The organism is Aliivibrio logei (assembly GCF_001691055.1).
In the GTDB taxonomy this organism is placed as follows: domain Bacteria; phylum Pseudomonadota; class Gammaproteobacteria; order Enterobacterales; family Vibrionaceae; genus Aliivibrio; species Aliivibrio salmonicida.
Genome location: NZ_MAJU01000004.1, coordinates 461,693 through 480,376 on the forward strand (window position 1 = coordinate 461,693; position 18,684 = coordinate 480,376).

Annotated in this window: 20 protein-coding genes; 11 read left to right on the forward strand and 9 right to left on the reverse strand. The window is 39.2% G+C overall.

Annotation, left to right across the window (positions count from 1 at the left end):
* Positions 1-87 precede the first annotated feature (87 nt).
* Together A6E04_RS02295 and A6E04_RS02300 are read right to left on the reverse strand one after the other, a co-directional pair.
* On the reverse strand, positions 88-933 hold the full coding sequence (locus A6E04_RS02295; protein ID WP_026025428.1) for a mechanosensitive ion channel family protein: 846 nt from the start codon (positions 931-933) through the stop codon (positions 88-90).
* 165 nt (positions 934-1,098) lie between these two features.
* The gene (locus A6E04_RS02300) at positions 1,099-1,281 is read right to left on the reverse strand and encodes a hypothetical protein (RefSeq protein ID WP_017021698.1); all 183 of its coding nucleotides are present in this window, start codon (positions 1,279-1,281) and stop codon (positions 1,099-1,101) included.
* Between the two features lie 464 nt (positions 1,282-1,745).
* Between A6E04_RS02300 and A6E04_RS02305 the strand changes: the two genes are divergently transcribed.
* The 6 genes from A6E04_RS02305 (at position 1,746) to A6E04_RS02330 (ending at position 9,027) form a co-directional block, all read left to right on the forward strand.
* Positions 1,746-2,270 carry a hypothetical protein gene (locus tag A6E04_RS02305; RefSeq protein ID WP_065609710.1) on the forward strand — a complete coding sequence of 175 codons (525 nt, stop codon included), beginning with the start codon at positions 1,746-1,748 and terminating at the stop codon, positions 2,268-2,270.
* Positions 2,271-2,412: 142 nt separating this feature from the next.
* On the forward strand, positions 2,413-3,384 hold the full coding sequence (locus A6E04_RS02310) for a hypothetical protein (RefSeq protein ID WP_065609712.1): 972 nt from the start codon (positions 2,413-2,415) through the stop codon (positions 3,382-3,384).
* Positions 3,385-3,722: 338 nt separating this feature from the next.
* Positions 3,723-6,275 (forward strand): dermonecrotic toxin domain-containing protein, encoded by a 2,553-nt coding sequence (locus tag A6E04_RS02315; RefSeq protein ID WP_065609714.1) that lies wholly within the window; start codon positions 3,723-3,725, stop codon positions 6,273-6,275.
* Positions 6,276-6,688: 413 nt separating this feature from the next.
* Positions 6,689-7,426 carry a nucleoside recognition domain-containing protein gene (locus tag A6E04_RS02320; protein WP_065609716.1) on the forward strand — a complete coding sequence of 246 codons (738 nt, stop codon included), beginning with the start codon at positions 6,689-6,691 and terminating at the stop codon, positions 7,424-7,426.
* Entirely contained in the window at positions 7,426-7,893 is a 468-nt protein-coding gene (locus A6E04_RS02325) for a YjiG family protein (RefSeq protein ID WP_065592729.1), read from the forward strand. Before A6E04_RS02320 ends, A6E04_RS02325 begins: the two co-directional genes overlap by 1 nt.
* A 9-nt stretch (positions 7,894-7,902) precedes the next feature.
* On the forward strand, positions 7,903-9,027 hold the full coding sequence (locus A6E04_RS02330; protein WP_065609718.1) for a M20 family metallopeptidase: 1,125 nt from the start codon (positions 7,903-7,905) through the stop codon (positions 9,025-9,027).
* A gap of 58 nt (positions 9,028-9,085) precedes the next feature.
* Here the strand turns inward: A6E04_RS02330 and A6E04_RS02335 are convergent, their stop codons facing one another.
* The 3 genes from A6E04_RS02335 to A6E04_RS02345 form a co-directional block, all read right to left on the reverse strand.
* Positions 9,086-9,655 (reverse strand): cytochrome b/b6 domain-containing protein, encoded by a 570-nt coding sequence (locus A6E04_RS02335; RefSeq protein WP_017021691.1) that lies wholly within the window; start codon positions 9,653-9,655, stop codon positions 9,086-9,088.
* Between the two features lie 99 nt (positions 9,656-9,754).
* Positions 9,755-10,540, reverse strand: a complete 786-nt coding sequence (locus A6E04_RS02340) for a helix-turn-helix transcriptional regulator (RefSeq protein WP_065609720.1) — start codon at positions 10,538-10,540, stop codon at positions 9,755-9,757.
* 48 nt (positions 10,541-10,588) lie between these two features.
* Positions 10,589-11,110, reverse strand: coding sequence for a YbhB/YbcL family Raf kinase inhibitor-like protein (locus A6E04_RS02345; RefSeq protein ID WP_023602894.1), 522 nt, complete (start codon positions 11,108-11,110; stop codon positions 10,589-10,591).
* A 426-nt stretch (positions 11,111-11,536) separates the two neighbouring features.
* On the opposite strand from A6E04_RS02345, the gene A6E04_RS02350 reads away from it, so the two are divergent.
* The gene (locus tag A6E04_RS02350; RefSeq protein WP_017021688.1) at positions 11,537-11,752 is read left to right on the forward strand and encodes a hypothetical protein; all 216 of its coding nucleotides are present in this window, start codon (positions 11,537-11,539) and stop codon (positions 11,750-11,752) included.
* A gap of 168 nt (positions 11,753-11,920) precedes the next feature.
* On the opposite strand, the gene A6E04_RS02355 is transcribed toward A6E04_RS02350, so the two are convergent.
* The gene (locus A6E04_RS02355; protein ID WP_017021687.1) at positions 11,921-12,388 is read right to left on the reverse strand and encodes a hypothetical protein; all 468 of its coding nucleotides are present in this window, start codon (positions 12,386-12,388) and stop codon (positions 11,921-11,923) included.
* Positions 12,389-12,623: 235 nt separating this feature from the next.
* Between A6E04_RS02355 and A6E04_RS02360 the strand changes: the two genes are divergently transcribed.
* The 3 genes from A6E04_RS02360 to A6E04_RS02370 are packed head-to-tail and all read left to right on the forward strand — an operon-like array spanning position 12,624 to position 14,740.
* The gene (locus A6E04_RS02360) at positions 12,624-13,010 is read left to right on the forward strand and encodes a nitrous oxide-stimulated promoter family protein (protein ID WP_017021686.1); all 387 of its coding nucleotides are present in this window, start codon (positions 12,624-12,626) and stop codon (positions 13,008-13,010) included.
* Positions 13,010-13,891 (forward strand): LysR family transcriptional regulator, encoded by an 882-nt coding sequence (locus tag A6E04_RS02365; protein ID WP_017021685.1) that lies wholly within the window; start codon positions 13,010-13,012, stop codon positions 13,889-13,891. The genes A6E04_RS02360 and A6E04_RS02365 overlap by 1 nt, the downstream gene beginning before the upstream one ends.
* A gap of 15 nt (positions 13,892-13,906) precedes the next feature.
* Complete coding sequence (locus A6E04_RS02370; protein ID WP_023602892.1) at positions 13,907-14,740, forward strand: SGNH/GDSL hydrolase family protein; 834 nt, start codon at positions 13,907-13,909, stop codon at positions 14,738-14,740.
* Positions 14,741-14,797: 57 nt separating this feature from the next.
* On the opposite strand, the gene A6E04_RS02375 is transcribed toward A6E04_RS02370, so the two are convergent.
* Together A6E04_RS02375 and A6E04_RS02380 are read right to left on the reverse strand one after the other, a co-directional pair.
* Entirely contained in the window at positions 14,798-15,457 is a 660-nt protein-coding gene (locus A6E04_RS02375) for an HAD family hydrolase (protein WP_065609722.1), read from the reverse strand.
* A gap of 175 nt (positions 15,458-15,632) precedes the next feature.
* Positions 15,633-16,247, reverse strand: a complete 615-nt coding sequence (locus tag A6E04_RS02380; RefSeq protein WP_065609724.1) for a LysE family translocator — start codon at positions 16,245-16,247, stop codon at positions 15,633-15,635.
* A gap of 78 nt (positions 16,248-16,325) precedes the next feature.
* Here A6E04_RS02380 and A6E04_RS02385 point away from each other — a divergent pair, with 78 nt between their 5' ends.
* On the forward strand, positions 16,326-16,850 hold the full coding sequence (locus A6E04_RS02385) for an outer membrane protein (RefSeq protein WP_017021681.1): 525 nt from the start codon (positions 16,326-16,328) through the stop codon (positions 16,848-16,850).
* A gap of 94 nt (positions 16,851-16,944) precedes the next feature.
* Here the strand turns inward: A6E04_RS02385 and fruA are convergent, their stop codons facing one another.
* Positions 16,945-18,684 carry a PTS fructose transporter subunit IIBC gene (fruA, locus tag A6E04_RS02390; RefSeq protein WP_065609726.1) on the reverse strand — a complete coding sequence of 580 codons (1,740 nt, stop codon included), beginning with the start codon at positions 18,682-18,684 and terminating at the stop codon, positions 16,945-16,947.

An 18,684-nucleotide genomic window follows, 5' to 3' on the forward strand; every position in this document is an offset into this window, starting at 1 on the left:
CTTTTTACATACAATTCGGCCTACTTAACTTAAGTAGGCCGAATGCAGTAAAATTACATGACTCGTTAGCAAGAATAAGTAACGATGCTAGTCTTCTTTTTTAGGAAACGTTTTTTCATACATCTCCATAAAATCTTGGCGGATAAGCTGTTCTAAATGAGAGGCTTTTTCCGTTGGGCAGAAAATAACGTAATACACTTTTTGCTCCCCTGTCGATGTGCTAGCAATATGGATATGTGGCTCAGAGCCAGGTAAATCAACCCCCGCATGCTTTTCAATAACGCCATTATAGCGTCGAGCCACCTCAATAAAATCTTCACAGTGCGTATCTATTTTTTCTAATAAATCGGGCAAGGTTGGGTATAAATTAACAAAATCTCGCACACAAATAGAAAACTTATGATAAACATAACGCTTCATGAAATTAAGATTTTTAACGGGGTAAGTGAAGAACATACTATTAGGTAAGGTGGCGGTTTTTCCGGTGTAATTATACTGTCCGTGGTGTAAATCGATTTCTTGTATTACTGTCGCCATCATATTGTGCTCAATAACTTCCCCACACAATGTTCCGACTTCTATCCAATCACCAATTCTAAAAGAGCGAGAACTTGCTCGCTGAATCGATCCGGTAAAACATAGAATGATTTCTTTAGACGCCACCACTATCGCCACTGCTATCGCCGTTACCGATAAGGCAAATTCATTTATTTCTGACTTCCATAAAATGAATAAAATAATAACAATAAAGCTGAATGAGCCGTTTTTCGTGCGTGATATCCATTTACGCTGATCTTCTGTTAAGAAAGCAATATCACCACGGATCCGTTTAACCGTAAAATGACGCACAAGTAAAACAAGGCTAATGATAAGAAGACTAAATACCATTTTGTGCGCCAATAAAAAATCAATGACAGTTATCAGTTTTTCCACGTTCACCTCGACACCTTATTCTTTAATCACCATGGTTTTTCAATCAGTCAGTAATTGAGACCAGTTTAATAAGGTAAATATCCCACAGGTAACGTTAGAATTCATCTTTCCTACGCGATTTCTTTCTCTTTATTCACGTTAATTCAATTTGATTACTGAATATGCTCAATAATACGTCACATTCGAGCATTCGCCTTCAATGATTCTTGCTTCTTTGTCGACTTTTTTACTGCGTGTTTTTAACATAATAAAGCCGACCACACTAAATCCAATGGCAAAGATCAGACTAGATACCAGAACAAAAAAACCTACGAATAAAGCAAATATCGTCGCTATCATTTGTTTCATATTTTTACTCTCTTTATAAATGAAGGTTCACTCTACCATTCCATTTCTGAATAGAAGATGAACAAACCAGAGCTCTTATTATACTCGAACTGAGATGTTGTAAATTATCTCCTTTCTTTCCATTTTCATTCTAACTAGCCTTTGTTTAAACCATTTATTTTATATAAAACAACAAGAAGAAGATAACCTTAAAAAATTGATTATAAATGCGTTAAATGAAAACGACTCATTACCTTTGACAAAAATAAAAACGCACCAAGAGCCAATAAAATGGCTTCTAACAATATTACGTTACCTCAAAGATGTGTGATCACACAAATTATCAACGTAGCGAATATCGCACGTTAAATTAAGACATTACCCTATAGCCACAAGATAATAAATGAGATACATTCCCATTGGCATCGTTCCCATAAATGCGGACGATAAACCCCACATACTGAATAACAAGAAAAAGGACACCTATGAAACGCTTAATATTATCAACAATTTTAATCACTTCTTCATTTTTTACTTTTGCTAATGAGCATGTATTTACGTCTGAACAATGGAAAGAAATAAAAACCGATGACCCTTACTGGGATTACTTAGATCAGATCTGTACCGAAAAACACCCAGGCTCTCGACCACCTAATGTCGCAGATATCATTGCTTTTACTAAGGAATTTAAAAAAGAATCTCAACGACCACAACTTTATACTTTCCTCAGAGAAACATTTGGCTTTGCTGATTCGAGCGACCCTAAAATCCAATCTGCTTTTGAATTAAACGGCAAGCACCAAACTATCGCTTTGCCTTTTTATTTTCATGATCAAATTTCGTTCTACAATCCAACGACTCTTTTTTCTATCGCACTGAATGAAGACGATGAGTTAACCGCTCAGCTCCCACTGGTTGATGCCACAGGTGCTCGATCAAGCCTAATAACATTAGCCCCTTCTCTAGGTGAAGCGAAAACGTTCTGTATTTTAGAAAACGAAAATAGTTAATAAAAAGCACCATCAATGGTTCACATCAACAACATCATTTCCATATTACATTGATCAAAACAAAAGAAATCAGCTAAAGGGGGGAGCACCATTATCAGATGCCCTGTTAACCATTTTTCATTATTAACTAAGAGTAAATACCATGAATCTAAAATGCGCCGTTGCTGCTGTCGCTTTTGTGATAGCACCTCAAGTTTATGCTTATGATCGCTATTCTATTTTTGAAGATTATGTCGATCAACAGTCGGTCATAAGTAACGATTTACGCCTACATAGCTTTATTAAGATCGTCGAAGATAAGGAAAGTTCCGTCGGAGAGTACCGTTATAATGAAGAAAATAAAATCACTCAACGTAAGTATCTAGACAGTATTTTTAACTACGAATATAACCCTGATGGAACAGTGAAAGTAGCAAAGGCTCTGATGAAGCACAATAACCCTAACTCTCATATAAAGCATACAAAACAAAACTTTATCTCTGAATACGAATATCAAGAGCTCAACAATACAAAGGCCGTTAGCATTGAACGTAAGAAAGTGTTTAACGATCATGTTTCTAATTTAGAAGGAGCACCAGAAACAACCTATACCATTAAATATAAATACAACGATGATGGTAATTTAATAAAACGAGTTCAAAAACCAGATGACCGTTTAGATAAATCGAAACTCGTTTACCGCTATTCCTATTACTCTAACGGACGCCTAAAAAGAGTAAAAGAAATTAAAAAACTGAATCATACCGTTTTGGATAGAAATACCCTGAAGTTGGAATACTACAGTAACGGCGAGATCAAAAAAGCCACCCATGAGAAAAAAGACCATATTATTAGAATGGTCGAGTTGGATTACATTGATGATGGTTCATTGATATATGGCGTTCACTACGTGGATCCAATAAAAGAATGGAAAGTTGATATGGACTTCTTTGGACTTGCTTTCCTGCCGATTAAATATCTTAAAGAAACCAGCGGCGATAACGTCACACAATATCAATACAGCTATCAAAACACCGATGGCGATCAATTACCTGATGCTCTCGATGTAAAGCTCACGCTACCAAACAACCATATCATTGATCTTAAATACCGCTTTGAAAACCATCGCCCTTAGAGCCGTTAATTAGAAAACTGATAACAATAAAGTCGTTTAACTTTCGGCATTATTAATGATTACGACAAGTAATCTCATTGGAATTTGCTGCCAAAAATAAGCCGTAATAACACAATAAATCATAAGAAAACCTCATAATATAAAGGTACACATCATGAATAAAATTATGCTCACCATCCTCTTTCTTGCGTCTATTTTTACATTTAATGTCTCTGCAGAAGAAGATCCAGCGACATATTACCAATGTTATTTTAATCCCATTTCTTGTTTCTAACCGTTGTAATGAATAGAAATGTTACCACCTCTAAACCACATTCATTCTTTAATTAGGATCACTCATGAAATCAAAAGCAATTAAAACATTACTATTGATCGTTATATTCGCTGCTTTTTATATTTCTTTTCAAGTGAAAGCAAATGTAGAGCCCATAGACCAAGTCCCTAGTCATCGTTTCGATACAGCGTGGCGACTTCATTTTGTGCGCGACTACGCCGAGTTGATGAAAACAATCCCAGATCCTCTTGCTGTTACGTCCAAAGAACTCAAAGCCGCATTAACAAAACATGGTTATTCAAACATTGACCCTGACGCTATTTTCTATAATGAATTTAGAGGAGCGATGAGCAGTTCACGCAGTTATAATGGGTGGGCACACCATGAAACCCCTTCTAAATCTTACACGGTAACTCAAGCCGTCATGTTAAATGTCTTCAATGAATTTAGGGACTCGTTCCCTGATACAATCAATCTAGATACGGGAATATATACCGAAGGCGCAGAGGGCGTCATGTTCGATGAGCGTAATGAAGTACGTCTGCTCTCGTCTGCATTATGGGATATCACCTATTCAGATTTAGACATTCAAACGTCTTACACTGCTGAGTTAACTCGATTTTGGGCTAATAATAGCGAACGCTATACTCAACTGATGCGTGACAGCTTTGCTTTTTCAGCACATCAACAGTATCAACTTGGTTTACTAGAACAAGATAATTACCAACTCGTTCTTACTCTGTTAAAACCAGCTCGCCCTGCAAATATTCACGTTTATCGGTTCGATATTTATGGGTATGACGCGACAGACATGTTGTTAATCGAACAAGCAGGGCAATCTGGAGGCGTATTATACATTCCGGGAAGTGAGCAACCCTTTGTTGCTTATCGTACAGAACGTCAATTGAAAAAAACGATGTATAAACGACTCCAAGATCCTGCGAATAAGAAAGCGTTACTCAACCACTTTAGCCTTTATTTACGTCAAGATGGAACGACATATTCTGGTGTAGACAGTGCGTTAACTCAACTCGTTAATGGCAATTGGAATGACCGTTATTTTATGATGAAACACCACCCTGTGACGGGCAATGTCTTTGCCAGAATGACTGAATTGCGAAAAGCACGCATGAGCAGTGATGGAGACACCATGATAAAATCGAATGCCGAGTCTCAGCGTGATTATATCTTGTCTATTGCTAACAGCTTGGTCATCCTTTTCCCAGTCGTTGACATATTAATTCCTGAACTTGGTATTCCCTTAACTCTTTCTTTGAGTAGCACTCAATTTGGACTTAGTTTAGATAAAGCAGTCAATGGCGATTCGTTATCTGAACGGCTGACAGGAACTCGCATGAGTGCCGTTAATGCCGCCGTTCTTGGCACCGCCACCATACTTCCCGTGATGGTAAAATATGGTCAATCACTCGCCCTTTCTGCTGAAAAAGAAATTAGCTTACTGCCCAACCGAGTTCTTTTAAATGAGGGGGTTTCTGCTCACACTTTGAATGATTTTACATCAATGCCTCGAATTGTGATTCATCCTCAAACAGGCGAAGAGTTACTCGGTGTTCAGTTAACAGAGAGTGGCAGAAGTACCTTATTAAGAGCCGATGGATTTGGTTATTTTAAAGAAATAGATCCATTAAGTGGGAGACTGATCAACGATAGTCGTGTAGTTCGAGCACTTAATATAGAGAATAATGAACCTCAATGGCTTGAACGAGGTGGTTTAAGAGGAGGAAATGGTGGCAGTGGAGATATCGAAACCAATGAGATCTCTTCAGATTATACGCCAAACCATAGCCAACAATCGGAGATCTTACTGCCAGAAGATCTACCAGAGCCTCAAGGCATTGGAGGCTCTGGATATGCAGATATGACAGGGGGACGAGATCTTGAAGCTTACGAATTAGAGCAGCAAGTCAACCCTTATGGTTATCTATCTGATACAAAAGCATTACACCGCTTAAGCACTGAAGCGCAAAAAGAAATTCAGAACCTCCCTTTTTACAGAGGATATCAATCTGAATTAAATGGGTCGCGCGTGTTCCGTGGTGATACACGACTACCTGATGAAATATTCCATTCAGGTTTCAATCGTAGAATAGAACCCGTTGAGTATGTTCAGCTCGCTCATCATACTCGTGGTATCCGTGGTGTTATTTCAACCAGTACAGAACAATCTGTTGCAGTCAATTATGCTTTAGATAGTCAGCGTGGGTATGTTTATGCGATTGAACTTAATCACGGCGGAAAAACGGTAGATACGCTATTACGAGACGAATCATTGAATGAAATAGCGACACTGAACATTCCACCAGAAGACATCATGTTTGCTGTTGGGCCATTTAATAGTGTTAATTCAAGCTATCGAGAAGTCGTTGAAAACGCCGCTTATCGCACTGCAGAAGTCCGAATAAATCCACATTCAACCGCCTCAACAGAAGCCGCAGAACAAGCTTTTGAACGCCTTAAAAGCACGCTGAAATATGAATTAAGTTCAGGGATGTCATTCGCTGACCGTTACGCCAATCGCAGTGACTTGTTATGGTACGAAGATGAAATGCTTGAAAACACATTAAACAATGAGTTGTCATTACCCGTAAATCATTAACCAAATAAGGTGATAACAATCAACCAAACGATATGTAGCACTGAGTAATTCTCTCATTATTTAACATACCTTAAACGCCCCTTATTTGGACTAGGGGCGTTTAATTATCCCCTTACTATTTACCACGATCCCTTGCTAAGGGATTATCCTCCTTTCAATAAACTCATTATTAATGAATCGACCTTGTACATTTACTAATCAAAAACACAATAAACTAACGAATCAACATAAAAATCTACATTTTCAGATAGATCACAAAATAATAATCTAGTTATTAACTAAATTGTTTTTAGAAATGCTTATTGATTCGTATCAAGTACTCTAAAAATAAATCGCTCAGAATACCCCTAAATGGTTACTAGTTTAATTATTCACTTTTTACATCTTATCTAAAAATTATAATTGAGGTATTTATGACGCAACCGACTGAGCAAGCTCGTAAGGTCACTATAGGCAGCTACTTAGCACTTGCCTTCGCAGTAGTGTTCTTTTCTGGCTTAATGACATCTAACGAATGGTATGGAGTATTAGACTTCACGACGTTGAATGGTTCTTTTGGACAAGTGGCTTATTCCGTTTCTGAAACGGCAGATGGCGTACAAACAGCAACAACATCATTACGCGGTAAAGGCGGTAGTGGTGCTCGTGACGGTTTCATTTTTGCATTAACTCTTATTCCTACCGTTATGTTTGCATTGGGTATGATTAACGTTCTTGAGCATTACGGCGCACTTGATGCGGCTCGTAAGCTGCTTACTCCTCTTCTACGTCCTCTAATGGGCATTCCTGGTAACTCTGGTTTGGCTTTAATCGCCTCATTACAAAGTACCGATGCAGGTGCCGCAATGACTCGCCAGTTAAAAGATGAAAAGCATTTAACCAAGCGTGAAACCGATATATTCACTATGTTTCAATTTACAGCCGGTGCTGCCATTGTTAACTTTTTCTCTTCAGGCGCGGTTCTATTTACATTAACGAATCCTGATGGTTCTTTAGCGGTTCCCTCTTCTATTGGTTTAGCCGTTATTGTGATGTTTGCGTTTAAATTTGTGGGTGCAAACCTATTCCGTATTTACCTAAATATTACAGAAGGTAAAGAAGATAAAAACAGTGATAACAACGATAAAAAAATGACTGAGGAGACAGTATAATGAGCGACGTTAAAGCGAAAAAACCAATGGTGACAGACATCTTCGTTGAAGGCGCAAAAAAAGGCTGGGTTATTGCAACGACGTCTACTGTTCCTAACGTATTAATGGCATTTGTTATCATCAAAGCGCTGCAAATTACGGGCGCGCTTGATTTAATGGGCACACTGTTCTCTCCTATCATGGCTATCTTTGGTTTACCGGGTGAAGCTGCTGCAGTATTAATTGGCGCATGGATGTCAATGGGTGGCGCAGTGGGTGTGGTTATCACACTATTTGACCAAGGTATCTTAAACGGTACTCACATTGCGATTCTTGCTCCTGCAATCTACCTAATGGGCTCACAGGTTCAATACATGGGTCGCATCATGGGTCCTATCGGAACTGAAGGCCGTTACATTCCAGTAATGATTGCTATTTCAGTATTAAACGCATTTGGTGCTATGTTTGTTATGAACATGATTCTATAAGGATTGATGATGAATTTTTCTCTAAACGATTATCTAGAAGAGCTACGCCCTCTTATCAATGTGGATTGCGGAACGTACACCGTTGAAGGCATCGAAGTGATTGCTAACCACATGGCGGCAAAATACGAAGCGATGAACGGCTGGTCTGTAAAGCGCATCGATTGTGGTAAAGCAGGTTTTGGTCTTGAAGTTCGCAACAAGCCAGACGCTGAACACATTGATGTGATGATGATTGGTCACATGGATACGGTTTTCCCTGTGGGTACGGCGGCTGAACGCCCAATGTCTATGGATGCTGAAAAAGCCTACGGTCCGGGTGTTTCTGATATGAAATCTGGCCTATTGAACGTGGTATACGCACTTCGTAATCTAGACCAAGCCGTATTAGATAAGCTGTCGATTTGTGTTTGCATGAATCCAGATGAAGAGACTGGCTCATTAGATTCAGTTGATTGGATCCAAGAAACGGCGAAGAAAGCGAAAAACGTATTAGTCGCAGAAGCGGCTCGTGCGAACGGTGGTTTAGTTAAAGCACGTAAAGGCATGGCTAACTACAAAGTAACGTTCAGTGGTAAAGCAGCTCACGCAGGTAATGAACCAGAAAATGGCCGCAGTGCAATCACTGAAATGGCAAACTGGATCTTAGCAGCCAATGCAATGACGAATTTTGAATCAGGCACTACGCTAAACGTGGGTGTTGTTTCTGGTGGTGCTGGTGCTAACATTGTTCCTGATTCTGCAACAGCAGTGATTGATGTGCGTTTTTGGGATAACTCAGAATACGATCACGTTGATACGACATTAAATGGCATGACTCAAACTCCATTTGTTGATGGCGTTTCTATCACAGTAGAACGTGAAGCATACAAACCATCAATGGTGCCATCAGTACAAACTGAAGCACTAATGGCAGTGGTTGAACAATCAGCACAAGAGCTTGAGATTGATATCAATTGGCAAGAAGTCGGCGGCGGCTCTGATGCCAACAACACGGCTATTTTAGGTATTCCAACACTTGATGGTTTAGGTCCTATCGGCGCAGGCTTCCACAGTGCTGATGAGTACTTACTGCTTGAGTCAATTGAACCGCGCATTAAGTTATTGATGAGTGTGTTGACGAAATTAGCCAAGTAATATCTAGCTGATAAAAATAAAAACAGCGAGCCTAAGTGCTCGCTGTTTTTTTTGTTTCTTATTTTCGTTGAGATCGCCACCAATCAGCTAAATGCAGTAAGCCGAATAACCCATGACCATAAAAATAAGCCTCAATGAAACCCACGCTGGTTTTATGGATCTCAAGTAATTGCGGACTGAAACTGAGATTGCCATTACTCGCCGAAATGTACCACATAGCACCAGTTACTAATGCCAACAGTAACGCCAATAATCCCAATCCCTCAATTGTTGCCGCTAACCCACCTGGGCGCACCTCTGGTAAGCGAAATGTACTCAAGGTTTTAATGTCTTTCTTAATCTCAGAGATGTCTTTATATAGCCAAGGATAAATATCAGACATTTTTCTACGCTTAATAATTTTCCATGAGAAAAGCAACGTGATTGGGATTAAAAGCAGACCGCCATAGGCATGAATATGACTGACAACATTAATCTCAGTCCATAATGTATCTGAATGAACATGCATAAAATTAGAAGTAATTATCTGTAATAATACCCATAGCATAACGAGTATATGAAGTATTTTTTCTGAGGTTGGTAGTCGCTCGAATAATACGTTAAAACCATCTTTTAAATGTAAGCTCATAATGTTGCCTTTTAGCCATTAAATCAAACTTAAGTGAGAGACTCGATCATAGTCCTTTAATGGTTAAGTGCACTAAAAATTTTGAAGTTAACACCATGTTCAGTGAGGGATCGTCTTCATATACTGCTTTGGCGTTAGACCAAATTGCTGGTGAAAACGTTGGCTAAATCGACTTTCTGATTGATAACCGCACTGCAATGCTAAATCCAGTTGGCTTTGTTTTCTTTCTTGCATTAAAGACAAGGCATGAGTCATCCTCACATTCGATAATACCGTTCTAAAATTCGTACCATCATGATGCAATCGACGAATAAGCGTGGCACGGCTCATTGAGAACGCATGGCTCACATCTTCTAATTGATGAGCTTCTGCAGGATCTTTGGAAAAATACGCACTCAACTCATTTTGAAAAGAAGCGTACGATTCAGAGAAAAGCACATGCAACACGCCTAACTCAGCTAATTGTTGATAAAATGCCAGTAAATGTAATTTTTGAACGTTAGAACTCAGCGCTTGCTTACTCATATCAATCAACATCGAAAAACCATAAGCTAATCCAGAAGACACCTTAATCGCATTCGTATGCAAACGATGAGTTTCGTGCGCTTTACTCTCTTCAAGCATGTCTTTAGAAGGCGCTAACAAAAAACACAATTGCACCGAATAAAAAGGCTCATGTGATGGTTTATTGATAAAATTCAACTCTTGATTTGCAGACGTGAGTAACCAAGATTGAGTATCGATATCATAAGATTCTGTATTTTGAAAAACCGTCTTTGTTCCTGATTTCACCCAAATAATACTCGGAGCATAAATATGGACGTTACGTAGAGGTTGATCATTCACCCCTGAATACGTTTGTATTTTAAATAACGCGTCATTCATTATTATGCTCCTCGTTTTATGACTTTCTACAAATGTTCTAATAAAACACTATTTACGCACATAAGTTGCTGTTAAAACGGCTTTACCTAGAGCCATGCTATTTAGAGTATAACCGACAACAGCAGGTGAAATATCCGCAGGTAAATCAATTTTTGCTTTTGGTAATGCCCACACAGTATATTGGTATCTGTGCATTCCATCACCCGCAGGAGGACATGCGCCACCGTAGCTCATCGTACCAAAATCATTCTTAGTTTGTAGCACATCTTTCATTGGTGAACCTTGAGCAACACTGCTTACATTCGCAGGAATGTTAAGCGCTAGCCAATGCCACCAGCCACTGCCTGTTGGTGCATCTGGATCAAACAACGTAATCGCGAAACTTTTAGTACCAGCAGGGGCATCTTTCCAGCTCAGTTGAGGCGAAATATTCGCTCCCGTACAGCCCATACCAGAGAAAGTAAATTCACTGTTCATCAATTGTCCTTCATGAATATCTTTACTTGATACTTCAAACGCTTGGCTAGAAAAAGACGCTAAAGTAAGTAACACTAATAATGCTTTGTTCATAATAATTTCCTTTACTTTTAATAATAGAGTTAAGTAAGTACAGGGTTATTATTAGATATTTAGCACACCCGCAATTACCAGAAAGTATCAAATATTAATAATAATCAATCAAATATGATACTTTTCGTTTTATTTTTAAATAAAGTGATTAATTGACGATTTTTCATCCGTAAATTAAAGAAACGATTTGATATTCTTTTCGCTTCTCTATCAATTACCTGCTTATCTATAATTTCAGTCTTTACGTTTTATTCTAAGAACTTACGTTAATTCCTTTAAAAAAAACGTAATTAAAAACAAAAAAAAGATCAGCAATGGTAAGTGACGTACATCTAACTATTTGGATTTTTACCTATCAACTGCATCGAATAGGAGTATTGTAATTATTCAAATATTTCGATTAAATATTAATGATTAGAGGTAGTTATGAGTTTATTTTATGTTGATAAGAATGTGCAAGATAACGGAGATCATGAAATTCACACCGCAAACTGTACTCACAGTCCTGGTATAACAAAATGCGAACCACTTGGATATCATACTGCCTGTAGCACGGCATTAAATGCCGCTAAAGCAATCTACCCACAATCAAATGGCTGCTATTATTGCTCGTATTCAAGCTACACGTCTGAAGATAAATAAGTTCGATAACAAAACATGCTAATTTACTAAGAGAGTTCAAAGTATTAACCACTTTGAACTCCTCCGGCATTGGCTGTAAGACTCAATTCTTAGCGAGTTAACCGCCACAATCTACATTCACCCATACTACTTTCACCCATACCTTTTCTGATACTCTACCCGTGATGATCAATCCTGCCTATTTCGAATATCAATGGTATACATCATCGTTGAAGATTCCGCATCTCCAGCAACCGGAGGCGAAATAACGCCAAACGCGGTATTTTCAAAAAAGAGATAAAATAATTTACTGCTCGAACCACCGTCATTCAACCCTAACCAACCTGAGCTTTGTTTTCCTGATAATGGTGGGAAAGCATAGTAAAACGACAATAACGCATTCCCAAAATCTTTATCCTGCGTATCACTTTCCCAATATTGATAACCACCTTCATCAATAATGTATGATTCAGATAAAAGGTGACTGATATCTTGTACTGATATATTCGCTTGTTGATTTGGCTCTAACGTAAATTCCACCACCTTGTAATCATTACGATTGATAAGTATAGAATCAATTTCGTTATCGTCTTCTGTATCACAAGCCGCCAACAGCCCTGCAGTAACAATGATGCTTAATAGCTTACTTTTATTCATGAAATAAATACTTAAGTCCATTTAAAATAGTATAGCTAATGATAACTGCATTTGATAAAAAAAAGCCACTTAGTCATTAACTAAATGGCTTTTTAGCGCATACACTTAGGAGCAATATGCTTTGGGGATGGCATTATCTTAAGTCAAACTCATCCTTTAAAAAAGTGAACACTTCACCCAATATCATTTCCCCTTTATACTGAGTTAACGATGCTTTATTAAGAATGAGTGATGTATGAAAACCAGTGAGATTCTGCTTGGAAAACTCAACACTGAGTTTAAGACCGTATCTGCCATGATTGAGATTTATTGTAAAAAGAATCATCGCTCTCATTCATTATGCGAAGAATGCCAAGCCTTAATGGATTACGCCGAAGTCCGCTTAGATCGCTGTCCTTATGGGGAAGAAAAACCCACGTGTAATACCTGCCCTATTCATTGCTATAAGCCAGAGCCAAAAGAACAGATGCGTCTTGTGATGCGTTTTTCTGGCCCAAGAATGCTATTAAAACACCCAATATTGGCTATCCGTCACTTACTGTCAGAAAAACGCACCGTGAATCCAAAACCCTCCCCACATTGCTCTAACCGTCATATACGCTTACAAGAAGGTGACAAATAATGCATTGGACTCTTGATCAATTAACGGCATTTGTTACTTCAGTAAAATGCGGTTCTTTCTCTGCCGCTGCGCGTCAAATGGGGAAAGCACAATCTCGAATTAGTACCGCAATTTCAAATTTAGAAACCGACCTTGGATTTGAACTTTTCGACAGAAGTGCTCGCTTACCGGTATTGACTCAAGACGGCGAAGACATGTTCATTGAAGCTCAAGCAATTTTAGAGCAATGTGAACGCCTTCAGGCACGAGCAGACACCGTCGCGACGGGACAAGAAATCGCGTTAACCGTAGCAATAGATGAGGCGGTTCCAATTGACGTATTTGAAGATTTCTTTCAAAAAATATCAGTGAAATTTCCATTATTAAAATTAACCATCATTAATGGGTCTCAAGATGATATTGCTCGATGGGTTGATGAGAAGAAAGCGGATTTGGGTTTTCTTTTTCGAATAAATACGTTGTCTGATTCTTTAGAGTATTTGTCTCTTGGCTTTTTCAATCAAGCGCTCATTGTGTCGCCACAGCATCCATTAGCTCACTGTAAAAAGCCGACATTAATTCAGTTAAACCAACATCGCCAGCTCGTTATCCGTGATCGCGTTGGCCACTCTCAAGAAAAAGCGATTTCAGCAAATCATTGGTACATAGACAGTTACTATTACATTACCGCATTGGTCATAAGAAACGTCGGATGGGCGTTAATTCCGGAGCATATTTTAGAGTCTGTGTGGTATAAAAACCAAGCGATTAAATTATCTACTTATCATGTCCCACAAGCCCTAAAAATAGAAATTGGCATGGTTAAGCGCAGAGACAGTGGCATGGGAACTGTGATGGAATGGATGGTCACGGAAATTGAACATACTTTTGAGAAATTATAAAAAAGACAAACACTTATGAAAACACAATTAAAAACCTATTTACTTAACAATGATTGCGTTGACTTATATGATCTTTTTCATCAACTGCAACCCACTTCAATTTATGCAATTATAAACACGCTACATACACTAAAGTGTGAATTACAATTAACCACAAAATTAAGCCCTCTTGTCTCTCAAATCGATGGGCTATTACCAAAATTAAACGCAATGAACGATCCAAGCGAGCAAGTTGCACTGCTTCGTAAGGAAGTCGATATAGCTCAACGAGGCCACAGCATGAGCCGCTACATTCACTTAGTCGATTCACACCAAACCTTCACACCTAGCGTTGATGTCGTATTGTTTGGTGACTCAATAACGGAATGGGGTCCGTGGCAAGATGTCTTTACTGATATCCCCCATGTAAACCGAGGTATTGCAGGGGACACGACCGTTGGAATGTTGCGCCGAATAGAAACAACTCTCGCCGTAAACCCTAAATTAATTTCGGTTATGGCTGGGATAAACGATTTAGCGCAAGGCTTTTCAGTGGATAGTGTATTTGAAAACTACCAAACCATGCTGACGTATTGGCAAAAAAACAACTGTACGGTGTTGGTACAAAGTACCTTGTATTGCGGTTATCGCTTAGTTCATCTCAACCCTCAAGTGACTGAATTAAATCATCGTTTAGAGGCTTATTGCCAACAGAATGACGTTACTTATTTAAACGTAAATGCCATTTTAAGCCCTGATGGATTTTTATCTAATGACTATACCTGTGATGATTTACACCTCAACGCATTGGCTTATTCACAATGGATAAATGAGCTTAAACCCCAATTAAACACATTACTAAATCAATAATGAGCATAAAAAAACCCGAGAGAGCAATATTGCTGTCTCGGTTTTTTTCGTTTCTATTTACACTCGCAGTGTTTTTAAATCAGCCAATACATTAATCATGGAAGGTAGGATTTTATGCCCAAGTTCTATAACTTCAGTACTTGGCTCAACAAGATCAGGGATTTGATATGTGATCATATTCGCAGCCACAGCAGCACGAGTACCGTTATTTGAATCTTCAAATGCCAGACAAACATCAGGAGCAATGCCCAAACGCTCTGCGGCTAAAAAATAAATTTCAGGATGCGGCTTACCATGTTCAACTTCACAACCTGTCGCTAGAGCATCAAAATAGCCATCAAGTCCAGCTAACTCTAGTTTTTTAATCGCGATATCATGCTGTGTAGACGTAGCAACAGCCATTGGTACGTTATTCGCTTTTAGCCAATCTAATAGCTCAACTACCCCTTCTTTTACAGGGATAGCTTGATGTTTAACCACCGCAGTATAACGTACTCGCCACTCTTGATTTAACGCAGGGTAATCAACACTTGGCCCATAGCCTTCACGGAAAAGTTGCTCAATACGTTTTGCATTACAGCCTATAATTGAAAGATACAGATCTTCAATAAACGGAACATTTTGAGCCTCACATGCCTGTTTAAAAATAGACATACACACACGCTCGGTGTCTAACAGCAGTCCATCCATATCGAAAATTGCAGCTTGAAATGTCATGGGGAAACCTTATGTATTAATAACAAAATAATAGAACAACATGACATATAGCAATAATACATCATGTTCAATATGCTTTGGGAATGCGCTATATTAAGCCAGATCAAGCATCAAAAAAAGTGAACACTTCCTTTAATACCCTTCCCCTTTCGCATTGAATTCAAAACGTAATCCATTACGCATAAAAAACAACACGCAATGCTAATAATATTAAAACCACACCAGATAAACGATCAATCCACTGCGCTTTACTTCTTAGCTTATCAACAATTTTTGGGGCTGATAATAAACAACTAATTAATGTATACCATAAACCATCGATGATAATTGGAGTGATAACAATAATCGCTTTATCTATTGGTGTATTACCCGCAGCAACAAATTGACTGAATAACGCCAAAAAGAACAAGGCTATTTTAGGGTTCAATAATGAAATTAACAGACCTTCTTTCGCCGACTCAAGCAACGTAACCTGCTCACCTGATTCCAGTTTTGCAGCGATACCACCCGTTGAGCGTAAAGCGCCATACCCTAAATACGCAAGATAAGTCGCTCCTAAATAACTGATCGCTTTAAAGACTACTGGCGATTGCTGCAATACCACAGCCAAACCAATCACCGTGATAAAAGCATAAATACCAATACCAATAGAATGCGCCCATGCCGCTGCAATTCCGTTAATACGGCGACCAGATAACGTATGTTTTGCAACCGTAGCTAAACTAGGCCCTGGTGACATCGCACCGAGCATTGAAATCAATAATAATGAAAACCAAATAGTTAATGTCATTTCTTCCCTTAAATTATCTTTACAACATCGTCTCATTCACAATAAAATCTCACCTTCGGTTACAAAGACGAGTTTACAATGAAAAGATTCATACCACTTTTATTGCTAGGTGCGACAACATCGGCACAAGCAACAGACACTTTACACCAAATCTATATTCAGCCAAGTCTTGCTAACCTGAAAATTGATGGTTCCCATGTGGATGGTTTAATGACTCAAGTGGGTTATAACTACCATTTTGCGCCAATGGTGGCTCTGGATCTCAGTTATTACATGACGGAATCAATGGATAATGTCACAAGTAACAACGACAGTGCCGCTGTTGATGGCGCTTCAATTGCCGCGAAGATGTATTTCCCAATGTCTTACTATGGCTCTTTCTATGGAAAGATGGGACTAAACCGTACTAACGTTGAATATAAAAATACGGTAGGTAACCAAACCATGAAACAAGACTCAACAACCACTAAGCCTTACGTTGCTGTTGGTGGTGTAATGAAATTATACCCATCAGTCACGTTCAATGTTGAATATCAATATATTGACTTAGCGTCTGGCGATTACCTTTCGGTTATTGGTGCAGGTGTGAACTTCATGTTCTAGGACTGCTTTGATGTTAATCTCTGCATTAATATCAAAAAAAATGGGCGCTTCCAATTCTCATTGGAAGCGCCCATTTTATTTTTAGTTATTCTTTTTATGCAGCGACTACTTCTTTCGCATCCGCTTTATTTTTCAAAAAAGCGTAAGTGAAACCAGTTACCGCAGTACCTGCAGCTATCGCTACCAAGTACATGAACACGGGTGTAATCGCATTTGGAATAAGAAGAACAAATAAACCACCGTGTGGCGCGAGTAACTGAGCACCAAACAACATAGACAGACCACCCGTTAATGCACCACCTGCCATACAGCTTGGGATAACACGCATTGGATCTTTCGCTGCAAATGGAATCGCACCTTCAGAAATAAAACATAAACCAAGCACGAATGACGCTTTGCCCGCTTCACGCTCGCCCGCTTCAAATTTATTTTTAGCAAGAAATGTCGCTAAGCCCATACCAAGTGCAGGAACCATACCTGCGGCCATAATTGCGGCCATTGGACCATAAGTTTGTGACGCTAACAGACCAACACCAAACGTATAAGCGGCTTTGTTTACTGGACCACCTAAATCGAAACACATCATACAACCAAGGATAACACCCAGTAATACCGCGTTAGTTGAACCCATGTTGTTTAAGAACTCAGTCAGTGCAGACATGATGCCTGCTACTGGGCCACCAACGATGTAAACCATGACCAAACCGGTGAACAAACTCGCTACAAACGGAATGATTAGAATAGGTTTTAATGCTTCCATTGATTGAGGAAGAGACACTTTATCTGCAATGAATTTTGCTGCATAACCCGCAATGAAACCGGCAGCAATACCACCAAGGAAACCAGCGCCTGTTGAGCTCGCCAACATACCACCGATTAAACCCGGCGCTAAACCAGGGCGGTCAGCAATCGAGAACGCAATGAAACCAGCAAGAACAGGGATCATCAAGGCGAAGGCTGCTCCACCACCAATGTCCATTAACGTTGCTGCAATCGTACCGGGTTCTTTAAACGCTTCAATACCAAACACAAACGAAAGCGCAATCAACAAACCACCTGCAATTACAACAGGAAGCATGTGTGATACCCCTGTCATTAGGTGTTTGTACATGCCTTTACTCTCTTCTGCTTGAGAAGATTGAGCCTTACCAGACGCTTGGAAAACCGTTGCCTCTGAAAATGCTTTATTCATTTCTTGTTCTGTTTTCTTCAGAGCAAGTCCCGTACTTGTTCTGTACAAACGCTTGCCATTGAAACGCTCAAGAGGCACTTCAATATCCGCAGCGATGATAACAAGATCCGCATCCGCGATATCTTGATCAGTCAGCTGATTTTTAGCACCCACGGAACCGCGTGTTTCTACCTTAATAAGATAACCTTGGCGTTTACCTTCTTCTTCTAGTGCTTCTGCTGCCATGAAAGTATGGGCAACACCCGTTGGACAGGCCGTAATAGCAACAATCTTTTTAACTGCATTTGAATCAGCAACAACCTCGTTGATTGTCGTTACTTCTGAAGCCGTTAGCTCGGTTGCTGTATTTACTGCGTTTTCTAACCACGCTTGTGGGTTAGTCGTGCAATCAGAAATTGAACCTTGATGTACTTTTTTGCCTACAAAGCGTGTCGTATCAATATCGGTACTCGTTGCAATAATAATTGCATCGACGGTATCAATAATCTCTTGAGTTAATACATCAACAGGTAACACACTTGATTGACATTCAATCGAGGCTTTCCAATTTAGTTTCGCTGCTGCTTGTTCTAATAAACCAGCGGCGATAATGCTGTTTGCTACACCACTTGGGCATGCTGTTACGATAGCTATATTTTTCAT

Bases quoted from the DNA above. Each gene is read 5' to 3' on its own strand.
- A6E04_RS02365 (WP_017021685.1), top strand. From the start codon at position 13,010: ATGCATTGGACTCTTGATCAATTAACGGCATTTGTTACTTCAGTAAAA.
- A6E04_RS02310 (WP_065609712.1), top strand. From the start codon at position 2,413: ATGAATCTAAAATGCGCCGTTGCTGCTGTCGCTTTTGTGATAGCACCT.
- A6E04_RS02375 (WP_065609722.1), bottom strand. From the start codon at position 15,457: ATGACATTTCAAGCTGCAATTTTCGATATGGATGGACTGCTGTTAGAC.
- A6E04_RS02300 (WP_017021698.1), bottom strand. From the start codon at position 1,281: ATGAAACAAATGATAGCGACGATATTTGCTTTATTCGTAGGTTTTTTT.
- A6E04_RS02360 (WP_017021686.1), top strand. From the start codon at position 12,624: ATGAAAACCAGTGAGATTCTGCTTGGAAAACTCAACACTGAGTTTAAG.
- A6E04_RS02315 (WP_065609714.1), top strand. From the start codon at position 3,723: ATGAAATCAAAAGCAATTAAAACATTACTATTGATCGTTATATTCGCT.
- A6E04_RS02320 (WP_065609716.1), top strand. From the start codon at position 6,689: ATGACGCAACCGACTGAGCAAGCTCGTAAGGTCACTATAGGCAGCTAC.
- A6E04_RS02385 (WP_017021681.1), top strand. From the start codon at position 16,326: ATGAAAAGATTCATACCACTTTTATTGCTAGGTGCGACAACATCGGCA.
- A6E04_RS02380 (WP_065609724.1), bottom strand. From the start codon at position 16,247: ATGACATTAACTATTTGGTTTTCATTATTATTGATTTCAATGCTCGGT.
- fruA (WP_065609726.1), bottom strand. From the start codon at position 18,684: ATGAAAAATATAGCTATCGTAACAGCATGCCCAAGTGGTGTAGCAAAC.
- A6E04_RS02355 (WP_017021687.1), bottom strand. From the start codon at position 12,388: ATGAATAAAAGTAAGCTATTAAGCATCATTGTTACTGCAGGGCTGTTG.
- A6E04_RS02330 (WP_065609718.1), top strand. From the start codon at position 7,903: ATGAATTTTTCTCTAAACGATTATCTAGAAGAGCTACGCCCTCTTATC.
- A6E04_RS02325 (WP_065592729.1), top strand. From the start codon at position 7,426: ATGAGCGACGTTAAAGCGAAAAAACCAATGGTGACAGACATCTTCGTT.
- A6E04_RS02305 (WP_065609710.1), top strand. From the start codon at position 1,746: ATGAAACGCTTAATATTATCAACAATTTTAATCACTTCTTCATTTTTT.
- A6E04_RS02350 (WP_017021688.1), top strand. From the start codon at position 11,537: ATGAGTTTATTTTATGTTGATAAGAATGTGCAAGATAACGGAGATCAT.
- A6E04_RS02370 (WP_023602892.1), top strand. From the start codon at position 13,907: ATGAAAACACAATTAAAAACCTATTTACTTAACAATGATTGCGTTGAC.
- A6E04_RS02340 (WP_065609720.1), bottom strand. From the start codon at position 10,540: ATGAATGACGCGTTATTTAAAATACAAACGTATTCAGGGGTGAATGAT.
- A6E04_RS02345 (WP_023602894.1), bottom strand. From the start codon at position 11,110: ATGAACAAAGCATTATTAGTGTTACTTACTTTAGCGTCTTTTTCTAGC.
- A6E04_RS02335 (WP_017021691.1), bottom strand. From the start codon at position 9,655: ATGAGCTTACATTTAAAAGATGGTTTTAACGTATTATTCGAGCGACTA.